Origin of the sequence: Falsarthrobacter nasiphocae, from assembly GCF_031456275.1 — a bacterium.
Lineage (GTDB): Bacteria > Actinomycetota > Actinomycetes > Actinomycetales > Micrococcaceae > Falsarthrobacter > Falsarthrobacter nasiphocae.
Map to the genome: position 1 here is coordinate 583,728 of NZ_JAVDUI010000001.1, position 13,546 is coordinate 597,273.

At 71.3% G+C, this 13,546-nt stretch carries 10 protein-coding genes; 7 read left to right on the top strand and 3 right to left on the bottom strand.

The features are described 5' to 3' along the window. Positions 1-169 precede the first annotated feature (169 nt). The gene (locus tag J2S35_RS02605; protein WP_309849510.1) at positions 170-658 is read left to right on the top strand and encodes a MarR family winged helix-turn-helix transcriptional regulator; all 489 of its coding nucleotides are present in this window, start codon (positions 170-172) and stop codon (positions 656-658) included. A 124-nt stretch (positions 659-782) separates the two neighbouring features. Here J2S35_RS02605 and J2S35_RS02610 read toward each other — a convergent pair whose 3' ends face one another. Both J2S35_RS02610 and J2S35_RS02615 read right to left on the bottom strand, forming a co-directional pair. Further along, on the bottom strand, positions 783-2,201 hold the full coding sequence (locus J2S35_RS02610) for an NAD(P)H-quinone dehydrogenase (protein ID WP_309849512.1): 1,419 nt from the start codon (positions 2,199-2,201) through the stop codon (positions 783-785). Further along, positions 2,198-3,271: a MauE/DoxX family redox-associated membrane protein gene (locus J2S35_RS02615; protein ID WP_309849514.1), complete on the bottom strand. Its 1,074-nt coding sequence runs from the start codon at positions 3,269-3,271 to the stop codon at positions 2,198-2,200. The genes J2S35_RS02610 and J2S35_RS02615 overlap by 4 nt, the downstream gene beginning before the upstream one ends. Positions 3,272-3,383: 112 nt before the next feature. On the opposite strand from J2S35_RS02615, the gene J2S35_RS02620 reads away from it, so the two are divergent. The 4 genes from J2S35_RS02620 to J2S35_RS02635 all read left to right on the top strand — a co-directional run bounded on the left by J2S35_RS02620 (position 3,384) and on the right by J2S35_RS02635 (position 7,081). Next, positions 3,384-4,196 (top strand): purine-nucleoside phosphorylase, encoded by an 813-nt coding sequence (locus J2S35_RS02620; RefSeq protein WP_309849516.1) that lies wholly within the window; start codon positions 3,384-3,386, stop codon positions 4,194-4,196. Between the two features lie 92 nt (positions 4,197-4,288). Further along, the gene (locus tag J2S35_RS02625; RefSeq protein WP_309849519.1) at positions 4,289-5,998 is read left to right on the top strand and encodes a phospho-sugar mutase; all 1,710 of its coding nucleotides are present in this window, start codon (positions 4,289-4,291) and stop codon (positions 5,996-5,998) included. A 67-nt stretch (positions 5,999-6,065) separates the two neighbouring features. Next, the gene (deoC, locus tag J2S35_RS02630) at positions 6,066-6,749 is read left to right on the top strand and encodes a deoxyribose-phosphate aldolase (RefSeq protein WP_309849522.1); all 684 of its coding nucleotides are present in this window, start codon (positions 6,066-6,068) and stop codon (positions 6,747-6,749) included. A gap of 107 nt (positions 6,750-6,856) precedes the next feature. After that, positions 6,857-7,081, top strand: coding sequence for a hypothetical protein (locus J2S35_RS02635; RefSeq protein ID WP_309849524.1), 225 nt, complete (start codon positions 6,857-6,859; stop codon positions 7,079-7,081). Between the two features lie 468 nt (positions 7,082-7,549). Here J2S35_RS02635 and mfd read toward each other — a convergent pair whose 3' ends face one another. Beyond that, a complete protein-coding gene (mfd, locus tag J2S35_RS02640) occupies positions 7,550-11,137 on the bottom strand; it encodes a transcription-repair coupling factor (RefSeq protein WP_309849525.1) in 3,588 nt (1,195 codons plus the stop codon). Between the two features lie 227 nt (positions 11,138-11,364). Between mfd and J2S35_RS02645 the strand changes: the two genes are divergently transcribed. After that, complete coding sequence (locus tag J2S35_RS02645) at positions 11,365-11,862, top strand: DUF2505 domain-containing protein (protein WP_309849527.1); 498 nt, start codon at positions 11,365-11,367, stop codon at positions 11,860-11,862. 156 nt (positions 11,863-12,018) lie between these two features. Further along, the gene (locus tag J2S35_RS02650) at positions 12,019-13,200 is read left to right on the top strand and encodes a hypothetical protein (protein ID WP_309849530.1); all 1,182 of its coding nucleotides are present in this window, start codon (positions 12,019-12,021) and stop codon (positions 13,198-13,200) included. Positions 13,201-13,546 lie beyond the last annotated feature (346 nt).

Consider the following 13,546-nt stretch of genomic DNA (forward strand, 5'->3'; position numbering starts at 1 on the left):
TCCCCGGATTCAGCCAGGACGGGGCCGCCTGGCCAGACCTAGCCCGGGGCCCGAGGCCCTGGTCGGCGCCTCGCGGGCTGGGTCCCCGCGGGGGTGCCGCCGCGGCACGGGGCCGCCCCTGCCGCGTCATTCCGGGGATGCGGCGGGGCCCTCGCCTAGGGTGGGGACTGTGGAGTTCAAGGACAGCACCTTTTACAAGCTGGGGCGCGCAACCCAGCTCATTACGCATGTGGCGGACACGTACCTCGAGTCGCACCACGGGCTGCGGTACTCCTCGTTCCTCGTCCTGCTGATTCTGCGGACCAAGGGGCCGTCCCCGCAGCACGTCATCGCGGACGCGTTGGGCGTCTCGCGGCCGTCCATCACGCAGAGGATCGCGCCGCTCGTTGAGCGGGGCCTCGTCTCCGTGGAGCGGAACCCGGAGTCCCCGCGCTCGGTGGTGGCGTCCCTCACCGACGAGGGCCTCGGCCTCATCAATGAGGCGTGGCCCGGCCTGGAGCGGGCGTTCTTCACGGTGGACGCGGACGTGGACCATGAGTTCCTGACCGAGCAGCTGGACCTGCTCATCTCCAACGCCACGCAGGCCCTGGAGGAGCTGCCCGCCCCGCCGGCCGTGCGCTTGGCCGGGCGCCGTGGGGACTCGTCCCGCACCGCCTGACCTGCCCCGCGCCGGCGCTCCGGTTCGCCCCCGAAAACGCGAATGCCCCCGATTCTGGCGTATGCCCCGCGCAATGCGGAGGGCAAATGCCAGAACCGGGGGCAAACCCAGAAAGGGGCGCGGCCTACTCGTATTCGCGGTTGTGGAGGCGGCGGGCGGCCTCCGCAATGGACCCGCTCAGCGAGGGGTACACGGTGATGGTGTTCGCGACGTCGTCGACGTGCAGCTTGTTGTTGACCGCGAGCGCCAGCGGGTAGATGAGCTCGGAGGCGCGCGGTCCGACGACCACTCCGCCGATGACCGAGCCCGAGTCCTTCCGCGCCAGGATCTTCACGAACCCGGCGGTCACGTCCATCATCTTGGCCCGCGCGTTGGTCGTCAGCGGGATCTTGTAGACGTCGGCCTGGAACTTGCCGGCCTCGACGTCGGCCTCGCTCACGCCCACGGACGCGATCTCCGGCGCCGTGAAGATGTTGGATGCCACGCGGTGCAGTTTGAGCGTCTGGACCGAGTCCCCGAGGAAGTGGGAGACCGCGATGCGCCCCTGCATGGCGGCCACGGAGGCCAGCGGGAACACGCCCGTGCAGTCGCCGGCCGCGTAGACGCCGGGCGCGGACGTGCGGGAGACGGCGTCCACGACGATGTGCCCGCTCTCCGTCAGCTCGACCCCGGCCTCCTCGAGCCCAATGTCCGCCGTGTTGGGGATGGACCCCACGGCGAGGAGGCAGTGGCTGCCGTCGATGGTCTCGCCGGTCGAGAGCGTCACGCGCACGCCCTCCTCCGTCCGCTCCACGGACTGCGCGCGGGATTGGGCGACGACGTTCATGCCGGCCGCCTCGAACGCCGACTCGAGAACCTCGGCCGCGTCCGCGTCCTCGCCCGGAAGCACGCGGTCCCGGCTCGAGATGAGCGTGACCTTGGCGCCGAGCCCGTTGTACGCGGAGGCGAACTCCGCGCCCGTGACGCCCGAGCCGACGACGATGAGGTGCTCCGGAATCCTCTTCAGGTTGTAGATCTGGGTCCACGTGAAGATCCGCTCGCCGTCCGGGACGGCGGTGGGCAGCTCGCGCGGGTGTGCGCCGACGGCCACGAGAATGGCGTCGGCGGGGATGCGCTCGGCGTCGTCCCCCTCTCCGACGACCACGGCGCCCTGGCCGTCGAGGCGGCCCGTGCCGTCGACGACGCGGACGCCGGCGCTCTCGAGGCCGGCGCGGATGTCGCGGGACTGGGTCTTGGCGAGCTTGAGAAGGCGCTCGTGGACCTTGCCCAGGTCAGCCACGACGTGGTTGACGCCGATGGGCGAGTTGCCGACCTTGACGCCGAGGTTGCGGGCGGCGTTGATGCGCGTCATGACGTCGGCCGAGGCGATGAGGGTCTTGGACGGGACCACGTCGGTGAGGACGGCGGAGCCGCCGAGGCCCTGGCGCTCCACGATGGTGACGTCGGCTCCGAGGGCGCGTGCCACGTGGGCGGCCTCGTACCCGCCGGGGCCACCGCCCACGATGACGAGGCTGCGGGGTGCTTGCGTGCGGGGCGTGCTCACTGGTTGTCTGCTTCCTGACGAGGCTGGTCGGTGTCCTGCTGCTGTCGGGCTTCTTCGAGGACCTCCGCGATCTCGCGGACGGTGTCCATGATGGAATCTACCCCGAATTCGGGGCCTGCGGCGAGGAGCCCGTCGGTGCCGAGGAGGACGAGCGCGGGGGTCGTGTACGTGATGCCGAGGAGGCCGGCGAAGGCGTCGTGCGTGTCCCGGTAGAGCGGCAGCCCGGGCTCCTCCCACTCGTCCGGGACGTCTTCGTGCGCCGCGGAGAAGAGGAAGAGGACGGACACGCCGGGAAGGGCGGCGGTGATCTCGTCGCCGCGCTCGAGGACGGCCGTGCAGGAGCCGCAGTACGGCGAGACGTAGAGGACCACGGCGGGCCCCTCACGGACCAGCTCGGTGGTGAGGAGCGTCTCCCCCGCGTTGGGGCCGATCCCCGTGAGCTGCACCGCTGGCGAGGGGCGCCGGCGGTATTCCTCATCTTCCGCCTCGAGCTCTGGCAGGACGGGGTAGGCGGAGGCGGGCTCCTGGGCGGGGGCGGCGGCTTCCGCTGCCGGCGCGGAGTCCCGCGCCAGGAACCAGAGGGCGCAGCCGACGACGACGAGGGCCGCGGCACCGGCCACCGCCCCCTCGCGGAGGAGGGTGTCGAGGGAGGGGCCGCCTGCGATCCGCCCCGCGAGCGCGGCGGTGGCCGTCAGCGTCAGGGCCCCGTTGCGCAGGACCGTGAGGCGGGACATGGGCGCCCCCTTGGCCCCGAAGCAGTTGCACGAGGCGGTGGTGCCGGAGGCCACGGCGCGGCCGACGAGGACGGTGAATCCGAGGCAGAGCAGTCCCGCCGCGGCCACGGGGATGAGGCCGAGCGGGCCCCACATGAGCAGCAGTGCGGCGGCGAGGACGAGCTCGAGCCAGGGGAAGGCGCGGCCTGCGGGCCCTGTGCCGAGCTGCGGGGGCAGCCCGAGGGCTTTGACCGCCTCGGGGACGGAGCTGCGGTTGCGGAGCTTGCCCACGCCGGAGGCCACGAAGACCCCGGCGAGGAAGAGCTGGCAGAGGGCGGAGGCAAAAGCGAGAATCATCCGAGTCTGGCTGTCCCTTCCGTGAGTCAGGGGCCGCGGGGGCGGCCGGGGGTGCGTGCACGTCCTATTCTCTCCCAGCAGCGGGTCAGGGTGCACGCGCTACTCTGGGAGCGTGCATGAGGAACAGGACCACCCAGGCTTCGCGCAGGCTCATGAGGCCGCGCGTCGCATCGCCGAGCTGACGGGCGTTGAACGCCACGACATCGCGCTCACCCTCGGATCGGGCTGGGGGGAGGCGGCCGAGCTCATCGGGGAGACCACTCACACCCTCTCCGCCGCGGACATCCCGGGCTTCCATGCCCCCAGCGTGCCCGGGCACGTTGGCACCATCCGCTCGGTCGTGACGCCGGCGGGGCAGCGGGTGCTCGTGCTCGGGGCCCGGACCCACTTCTATGAGGGCCGGGGCGTCCGCAGTGTTGTCCACGGCGTGCGCACGGCCGCCGCCGCGGGCGTGAAGACGATGATCCTCACGAACGGCTGCGGATCGCTCCGCCGCGAGTGGGGCCCCGGAACGCCGGTCATCGTCTCGGACCACCTCAACCTGACGGCCGCCTCTCCCCTGGAGGGCGCCACGTTCGTCGACCTGACGGACCTCTACTCTCCCCGCGTCGCCGAGGTGGCCCGCGGCGTGGACCCGTCCCTGCCGGACGGCACCTACGCGCAGCTCCCGGGCCCCCACTACGAGACGCCCGCGGAGATCCGCTACTTGCGGACGATCGGCGCGGACCTCGTCGGCATGTCCACGGCCCTCGAGGCCATCGCCGCGCGTCACGCCGGCATGGAGGTCTTCGCGATGTCCCTCGTGACGAACCTCGCGGCGGGCAGCACGGACGCGGCGCTCGACCACGGCGAGGTCATCGAGGCCGGCCGGGAGGCGGGCCCGCGCATCTCCCGCCTCCTCGCGGACATCATCGCCGCACTCTGACCCCAGGCCGAGCGCCCGCCGTGCCCCTGCACGGCGAGCCGAGGACCCGCACCACTGCACCCTCGCCGAGGCCCCGAACGAAAGGCAGCCCCATGCCCGCACTGACCGTCCTGGACCGCGCGCGAGCGTGGCTGTCCGCAGACCCAGACGCGACCTCCGCCGAGGCCCTGGCCGCCCTCATCAAGGCGGCCCAGGCCGGGGAGCCCGCCGCTCTCGCCGAGCTGGAGTCGGCCTTCGCGGGGAACCTCGCCTTCGGCACGGCCGGCCTGCGGGCGCCGATCGGCCCCGGCACGGCGCGGATGAACGTCGCCGTCGTCCGGCAGACGGCCGCGGGCCTCGGGCGCTTCCTCACCGAGCAGGCGGCCTCCGGCGCGTTCGAGGGACCCGCCCGGATTGTCATCGGCTTTGACGCGCGGCACCGGTCCGAGGACTTCGCCCGCGAGTCGGCCGCGGTCCTCGTTGCCGCAGGCCACGTCGTCGTCCTCTTGCCGGAGCCCCTGCCGACGCCCATACTGGCCTATGCCCTCCGAGAGTCCGGCGCGGACGCGGGCATCATGGTGACCGCGAGCCACAACCCGCCGGAGGACAACGGCTACAAGGTCTACCTCGGCGGGAGGGTCGTCACGGGCCCCGGCCAGGGGGCGCAGATCGTGCCGCCGTTCGACGCTGCGATCGCCGCGGCCATCGACCACTCCGAGCCCGCCAACCGCATTCCCGTCGCGGAGTCCGGCTGGGAGATCCTGGGCGACGACGTCCGCGAGCGCTACCTGAGCGCCGCGCTCGAGACGCTCGGCCCCGCCACGGGCAGCCTGCGGATCGTCACGACGGCCATGCACGGCGTCGGCGGCCGGCCCCTCGTCGACCTCCTGAACCGCGCGGGGTACGCCCACGTGACCCCCGTGGCGGAGCAGCACGAGCCGGACCCGGACTTCCCCACCGTCGCCTTCCCCAACCCGGAGGAGCCGGGGGCGATCGACCTGGCCCTCAAGACGGCCGAGCGGGAGGACGCGGACCTCGTCATCGCGAACGACCCGGACGCGGACCGCTGCGCTGTCGCCGCCGTCGACCCGGAGCTCGGCGCATGGCGCATGCTCCGCGGGGATGAGCTCGGCGCGGTCCTCGGCGCCTGGGCCCTCGAGCGGTGTGACTCCGACGACGCCGATGCGCTCGTGGCGAACTCCATCGTCTCCTCGAGGCTCCTTGGGGCCATGGCCGCCGCCCGCGGCGTGCGCCACGCGGCCACGCTGACCGGTTTCAAGTGGATCGCCCGCGAGGGCGGCCTCCGGTTCGGGTACGAGGAGGCGATCGGCTACCTCGTGACTCCCGAGCTCGTCCGAGACAAGGACGGGATCACGGCCGGCCTGGCCATCGCTCACGTGGCGGCGGCCCTCAAGGCGGAGGGGCGGACCCTCTTCGACGTGCTGGACGACCTCGCGGCAGAGTTCGGCGTGCACCTGACGAACCAGCTCTCGATCCGCGTGGCGGCGATCTCCGACGTGGCCCCGATCATGGAGCGCCTGCGCACGGCCGGCCCGGCCTCTCTCGGCGGCTCCCCCGTGGCGGAGTCAAGCGACCTCGCCGCGGGCTACGCGGGGCTGCCCCCGACTGATGGCCTGCTCTTCCTCACAGAGGACGGCACGCGCGTGATCGTCCGCCCGTCCGGCACGGAGCCCAAGCTCAAGGCGTACATCGAGGCCGTCGTGCCCGTCGCGAACCCGGCGGCGCTCGTCGAGGCGAAGGCGGAGGCCGCCCGCCGCGTCGAGGCCGTGCGCGCCGACCTCGCCGCGGCCTTCGCCCTCTAGGCCGAGCCCAGCACGGGCTGACCCACCACAGACCACTGCACCCGCTCCACGGAAGGACCCCACACTCATGAACGCCGCCCCCACGGACCTCGCCCGCCTGATCGACCACACGCTCCTCAAGCCGGACGCTGCCCGTGAGGACATCGAGCGCGTGTGCGCCGAGGCCCGCGAGCACGGGTTCTTCTCCGTGTGCGTCAACCCGATCTGGACTCGCACCGTGGCGGAGGCCCTCGCGGGCTCTGAGGTCGCCACCTGCACGGTTGTGGGCTTCCCGCTCGGCGCCACCCCCACGCGCGTCAAGGCCTTCGAGGCGGAAGGCGCGCTCGAGGACGGGGCCAACGAGATCGACATGGTCATCGACATCGCGGCGGCCCGCCGCGGGGACCGGGCGGCGCTCGTCGAGGACATCCGCGGCGTGGCGACTGCGGTCCACGCACACGGGGGCCTGCTCAAGGTCATCATCGAGACGGCCCTGCTCGAGGACGAGGCCAAGGTCCTCGCGTGCGAGGCGGCCCAGGAGGCCGGGGCAGACTTCGTGAAGACCTCGACGGGGTTCAACGGCGGCGGCGCGACGGTCGCCGACGTGGAGCTCATGCGGCGCACCGTGGGCCCGGACATGGGGGTCAAGGCCTCCGGCGGCGTGCGCAGCCGTGAGGACGCGCTCGCTCTGGTCGAGGCCGGAGCCACGCGGCTCGGGGTAAGCTCGGGCATCGCGATCGTGTCCGGCGGCACGTCGTCGTCGTCCTATTAAATAGGTCCCCTATGGGGCAGGGGCCGCGTTTCCGCGCCCCCTGCACGGCAGACGATCTGTAGGTAGACTGACCGGGACCCCGGCCCCCACCGACAAGGACCTGTCCCATGGCTCAGCCCACCCTCCGATCCCACTCTGGCGAGGGCAACCTCGTCGGAAATATCGTCATCTTCGCCGTGCTGCTCGCGATCCTGCTGGCCGGGTTCTTCGTCCTCCAGTACGCCGACTTCGGCGTCATCTGGCCATTCGTCGCCTGCATCGCCCTCGTGAGCCTGGCGTACGTGGTGCCGATGGCCATGTCGCGCTCCTCGAGCCGCGACGCCCGCCGCTAGCCACGTCGAGGACTGCCCGGGGGCCACGTCGCCCCCTGAGGCAGCCCACTCGCGGACCGAGCCCCACGCAAGGCAGCCGCCCCGAAAGGCCCCGTGCACTACAGAGCACGGGGCCCTTTCTGTGCCATGCGACATTCACGCCCCGCAGGCACCAGCCGCAACACTCATATTTGCATTGGCTTCCTATCTTCTTTATGGTGGAGTCAGAGCCTCGGGCACGGCTCACCCTCCCGGCGCCCGCCGCACGGGACCCGCAGCCCTGCCCTTCCGACTCTCGGGGCCTCTCCCCCACCCCCGAGAGCGGCCTAGCAGGACTGAGCCCACGGTGGGGACCGGGCTCACTCCCGCGTGGCCGTCGTCGGCTCTCTCGTCCCCCGGCCTCCAGATGCCAGAGAGCAGACAAAGAAGGCCCGCAGCCCCGCCTCCCCGACGGCCGCTGCGGGCCTTCCCGTGCCCTCGCGCCTTGCGTCAGGCCCCGTAGATGGCCTCGACGAACTGGTGCGCCCACTCGAGCAGCGGCGCATCGACGAGATCCCGCCCCCCGATCCGCGCCGTCTTGGGGCGCGGCACCATGATCGCCCCGAGCGCCGGCTTGTACGCCGCCCCCGGGTAGAGGCGGCCCAAGCGCAGCATCCGGGACTCCGGCAGGTCACCCGGCGCGAACTTGATGTTGTTGCCGAGGCTCATCACCTCGGTCACGCCGAGCGCCGCGGCCTTGACGCGGAACCGGGCCACCGCGAGGAGGGTCTGCACCGGCTCGGGCATTGCTCCGTAGCGGTCCTCGAGCTCCGCGGCCACGTCGTCGATCTCCTCGTCTGACGTGGCGGCCGCGAGCTTCCGGTACGCCTCGAGGCGGAGGCGCTCGCCGGGCACGTACTCGTGCGGCAGATGCGCGTTGACGGGGAGCTCGATCTTGACCTCCTTCGTCGTGGCCTCCTCCTCGCCCCGGAAGTCCGCGACGGCCTCGCCGACGAGACGGAGGTACAGGTCGAAGCCGACGCCGGCGATGTGGCCCGACTGCTCGCCGCCCAAGAGGTTGCCCGCGCCCCGGATCTCGAGGTCCTTCATGGCCAGCTGCATGCCCGCGCCGAGCTCATTGTGGGAGGCCACCGCCCGCAGGCGCTCCAGCGCGAGCTCCCCGAGCGGCTTCTCCGCCGGGTAGAGGAAGTACGCGTACGCACGCTCCCGCCCGCGCCCCACGCGCCCGCGCAGCTGGTGAAGCTGCGAGAGGCCGAAGGAGTCCGCGCGGTCGATGATGAGCGTGTTGGCGTTGGAGATGTCCAGGCCGGTCTCGATGATCGTCGTGCACACGAGCACGTCGAAGCGCTTCTCCCAGAAGTCCACGATCAGCTGCTCGAGCCTCGCCTCGCTCATCTGGCCGTGCGCGACCTCCACGCGCGCGTCGGGGATCATCTCGCGCAGGTCTGAAGCCACCTTGTCGATCGTCGAGACGCGGTTGTGGACGAAGAACACCTGGCCCTCGCGCATGAGCTCGCGCCGGATCGCGGCCGTCACCTGCTGGTTTGTGTAGGGCCCCACGTACGTGAGCACCGGGTGGCGCTCCTCCGGCGGGGTCGCGAGAGTGGACGTCTCGCGGATGCCGGTCATCGACATCTCGAGCGTGCGCGGGATCGGGGTCGCGGACATCGCGAGGACGTCCACGTTCGTGCGCATCTTCTTGAGCTCCTCCTTGTGCTCCACACCGAACCTCTGCTCCTCGTCGATGATGACGAGGCCGAGGTCCTTGAACTGGACCTCCTTGGACAGAATGCGGTGCGTGCCCACGAGGACATCGACCTGCCCCTGCTTGACCTGGGCGATCGTCTCCTTGGACTCCTTGGCGCTCTGGAAGCGGGAGAGGGCCCGGACGCGGACGGGGAAGCCTGCGAATCGCTCCGAGAACGTCTCGAAGTGCTGTTGCGCCAGCAGCGTCGTCGGCACGAGGACCGCCACCTGCTTGCCGTCCTGGACGGCCTTGAAGGCGGCGCGGACGGCGATCTCCGTCTTGCCGTAGCCGACGTCGCCGGAGATGAGGCGGTCCATGGGGATGGGCTTCTCCATGTCGGCCTTGACCTCGTTGATGGTCGTCAGCTGGTCGGGCGTCTCGACGTACGGGAACGCCTCCTCGAGCTCCTTCTGCCACGGGGTATCCGGGGCGAACGCGTGCCCCTTGGACGCCATGCGCGCCGAGTAGAGGCGGATGAGCTGCCCGGCGATCTCCTTGACGGCCTTGCGCGCGCGAGACTTGGTGGACGCCCAGTCCGCGCCGCCCATCTTGGAGAGCTGGGGCGTCTCCCCGCCGACATACTTGGAGACCTGGTCGAGCTGGTCCGTGGGGACGAACAGGCGGTCCTTCGGGGCGCCCCGCTTGCTCGAGGCGTATTCAAGGACGAGGTATTCGCGCGTCGTCGCGCTCTGCCCCGAGCCTTGGGTGCGCTGGATGAGCTCGACGAACTGGCCCACGCCATGCTGCTCGTGGACCACGTAGTCCCCCTGCGAAAGCTGGAGCGGGTCCACGGGGTTGCGCCGGCGCCGGGCGGGCATGCTCCGCCCGTCCTTCGTGGACCGCGGACTCGTGCGGCCCAGCAGGTCCGCCTCCGTCAGGAGCGCCAGCTTCTCGGCGTCGAGGACGAAGCCGCGCCCCGCCGGGGCGGTTGTGATCTCGATGATCCCCGGCTCCGGGCGCTCGGCGAGGTTCTCGACCCGGGCGGCCGGAATCTCCGCCTCGTGAAAGAGCTCGGCAAGCCTCTGCGCGGGGCCGGGTCCCTGGGTCGCGACGACGACGCGCCACTGCTCGCGGATCCTGCCGCCGACGAACTCGGTCATCTCGCCGACGTTGCCCCGGTAGGCGGCCGGCTCCCGCGCGCCCGTCGAGACGATGTCCACGTCTGTGGCCGCCTCCTCGTCCAGCTCGAACGTGCCGATGCTCCACCACCGGTGGCCGGCCGCGAGCGCGGCCTCCCGCGTCTCCTCCAGCGAGCGGAAGTCCCCCGCTGCGAGGCGCTCGGCGGCATCCGCCGCCCCGGCCTCCTGGGCCTGCGTGAGGTCGAGGGGCGCGTTCTTCTCGTTGCTCGCGCTCGCCCACGCGGCCGCGAGGAAGTCCGCGTTGGTGGACTCGAGGTCGTGGGCGCGGGTGCGAACGCGCTCGGGCTCGAGGAGGGTGATGAGGCTGCCCTTGGGCAGCTCGCGGACCAGGGGCACCATCGAGTCCACGAGGAGTGGCGCGAGGGACTCCATGCCCTCGACCGCGATGCCGCCCGCGATCTTCTCGAGCATGCCCTCCGCCACGGGCATCGAGTCCTTGAGCTTGGCCGCGCGGGACATGACGCCGGGTGTGATGAGGAGCTCCCGGCAGGGCGGGGCGACGACCGTCTCGTGCGGCGCCGCATCGGAGATGGTGCGCTGGTCGGCGACGGCGAACTCGCGGATGGACTCGATCTCGTCCCCGAAGAAGTCCACGCGGACGGGGTGGGCGAGGGTGGGCGGGAAGACGTCGACGATGCCGCCGCGGACGGCGTACTCGCCGCGCCGGGTCACGATGTCCGCCCGGGCGTACGCCGCCGCGTGCAGCGCCGCGACAACCGATTCGAGGCCGGGCTCGCTCCCCACGGCCAACTCGACCGGGGCGAGGTCCCCGAGGCCTGCGACGAGGGGCTGCACGAGCGCGCGCGTCGGCACGACGAGCACCGCCAGCGGGGCCGGGCTCGTCTCCGGGTGCGCGAGGCGGCGCAGGAGCGAGAGGCGCTGGCCCACCGTGTCCGAGCGCGGCGAGAGCCTCTCGTGCGGCAGCGTCTCCCAGCTCGGGAACACCGCGATCTGCTCCTCCGGGAGGAAGGCGGCCAGGGCGGCGGCCACGTCGTCGGCCTCCCTGCCCGTGGCTGTGATGGCAACGACGAGGCGGCCGCTCGACTGAGCCATCTGCGCGAGGAGGGCCGGCCACAGGCCCGAGGGCGCGGAGACGGCGAGCGAGTCCGAGGAGGACTGGGCCGCGCGCCCCCGCAGCCGCTCGCTCCAGGGGGTCTCGGACAGGGCGGAAAGAAGTCCGGTGAGCTGCACGGCAGGTGTCTCCAGGTGGGGTTCGCGGGCACGACTTTCGGCCGGAAGCCTCGTCGAGGGAGGCCGCCGGATGATGCCTCTTCAGCCTACCCGCCCCGGCGCGGCCCGGCTGTTCCGCAGACAGCCGTCGGCTAAACTGAACTATGCGACACCCACCGCTGCGGGCGGCGCATGCTGTCTGCGCGGCGGTCGTCATACACCTCACAACGCGTGAAAGCAGGAACCCCATGGCTCTCTCCGGCAAGACGTCCCTCACTCATTCCGTCGACGAGGTGCTCTCCGCTCTCACGAACGAGGACTTCCAGCGCAGCGCCGCCTCCGACCTCGGTGGCCGCCTCATCACCCACACCGTTCAGGGCGAGGTCACCGGGCCGTTCACGCTCACGGTCGAGCGCTCCGCCCCGACGGACCGCCTCCCGGACATGGTCTCCAAGCTCATCGGAGACAGCCTCTCCTTCACCCAGGTGGACGAGTTCTCGGCGCCCGCCGCCGACGGCTCCCGCACCGCCGTCACGAAGATCTCCGTCAAGGGCGCACCGATCTCCGTGTCCGGCCAGCAGACCCTTCGCCCGGCCGGCCAGGGCTCCGAGCTCGAGCTCACGGGCGACATCTCCTCCTCCATCCCGTTCGTCGGCGGCAAGCTCGCCAAGGTCGCGGAGCCGCTCATCGGCAAGGTCCTCGCGCGCCAGGCCCGCTCCCTCGACGCCTGGCTCGACGCCCGCTGACCCCCAGCCGCCGCGGTTTCCACCGGATTCCCCGGCGGCCTTCCGCTGAACGTGTCGGCGGCGCTCCGCTGAACGAGCAGGCGGCGCGGCCTTCCCCGAGGCGGCGCCGCCCGTGAAGCGGCTGCACATTCCCCTCCCAGCACCAGAAAGACCGCCATGACTGAGACCATGACTGTGGACGTCTTCGGCGTGACCGTCGTCGTTGAGTTCGCGTCTACCGTCCCGGCCGAGGACATCGCGAGCATCCGCCGCGCATGGAGCCGGTGCCTCGCGGAGGAGGCGGCCAACCCCGTATCGCCGGCTCAGGGCTCCACCCCGAGCACCAGCCCCTTCGCGGCCATGGTCAGGACGCTCGACGCGGACTCCGAGCCTCGCGCCGTTGGCGCCGAGACGCTCGCCGCGTTCGGGGAGAGACTGACGAGCACGATCACCCTCGCGGCGATCGACACCAAAGTCGGCACCAGCCTCATGTTCCACGCTGCCGGTCTGGCAGACCCAGGAACGCGGCGCGCTATCGCCCTCGTCGCCCCCTCAGGGACGGGCAAGACCACAGCGGCGCGCGCGCTGGGCCACGACCTCGCGTACCTGACCGACGAGACCGTTCTTCTCAGTGACGGCCTGGTGGTGCCGTACCCGAAGCCCCTCTCCGTCATCGACGAGGCCGGCGCCCCAAAGGTGCAGGTCTCCCCCGATGAAGCGGGGCTCCAAGCCACAATTCCCGACGCCACGCTCTGCGTGATCGGCCTTCTCGAACGCGTGACGGACCCGAGCACCATCCAAGACCCCAGCGGCGTGGACGTCACCCGCGTGGGCACTGCAGACGCCATTCATGCTCTTGTCCCGCAGCTCTCCGGTTTCCCGGCGCTGCCGCGCCCGTTCACGCAGCTCATTGACACTCTGAAAAGCGTCGGCGGCGCGGTCCGCCTGCGCTACGCCGAGTCGGACGCCCTCCGCCCGGTCGTGCGCGAGCTCCTCAACGCGCGGCCTGCCCGGTACAGCATCTCTCACATCGACGAAGTGCCCACACACGTGGAACAGGACAATCGTGCCGACGGGGCCCCGACCCTCTACCGCAGACTTCCCGCCCGCGACGCCATCGTGGTGGACGACCGCCTCCTCATCCTGCTGTCCGACACGCTCGTGGAGGCCTCGGACCTTGGCCGGACCATCTGGGAGTCCTGCGTCGGATGGAAGACGCTGGATGAGATCTGCCGGGACGTGCAAGACATACATGGGGAGCACCCGGACGCGGAGAGCATCGTTCTGCAGGGGCTAGAGGACCTGGCCGGCCGACACCTCGTCGAGATCTCGTCTCCAGACACAGCCCCCACGCCGTAGGGCAATTCTGGCCGAGGCGTGCGCTAGGCGGGAGCGTGAACCGTCTCTTGTCCGTCCGTCGCGCCGATCTCAAGGCGGTCACGCACGTGCCAGTACCGCAACGGAACACTTCGGCAAGGCCTGAAATCCCCTTGACCCCTCAGGCTCACTCGACCTCTCAGGCTCAACGCCATCGCGACTACAGGCACCTCAATGAGGTCACCAGCGAAAAGCTACAGCATCTATTGGCGAACAGCGTCCCTACACACGTTCATCGTCACGGACCCACATCCCTTAGCACCTCACGAGCCAACAACTTCAGCACGGTCCTGGCGGGTCGAGCGCCCTCCAACCCGCCGCCGAGCCG

Coding starts and splice junctions, on each gene's coding strand:
- J2S35_RS02625 (WP_309849519.1), top strand. CDS start 4,289: ATGCCCGCACTGACCGTCCTGGACCGCGCGCGAGCGTGGCTGTCCGCA.
- deoC (WP_309849522.1), top strand. CDS start 6,066: ATGAACGCCGCCCCCACGGACCTCGCCCGCCTGATCGACCACACGCTC.
- J2S35_RS02650 (WP_309849530.1), top strand. CDS start 12,019: ATGACTGAGACCATGACTGTGGACGTCTTCGGCGTGACCGTCGTCGTT.
- J2S35_RS02635 (WP_309849524.1), top strand. CDS start 6,857: ATGGCTCAGCCCACCCTCCGATCCCACTCTGGCGAGGGCAACCTCGTC.
- J2S35_RS02645 (WP_309849527.1), top strand. CDS start 11,365: ATGGCTCTCTCCGGCAAGACGTCCCTCACTCATTCCGTCGACGAGGTG.
- J2S35_RS02615 (WP_309849514.1), bottom strand. CDS start 3,271: ATGATTCTCGCTTTTGCCTCCGCCCTCTGCCAGCTCTTCCTCGCCGGG.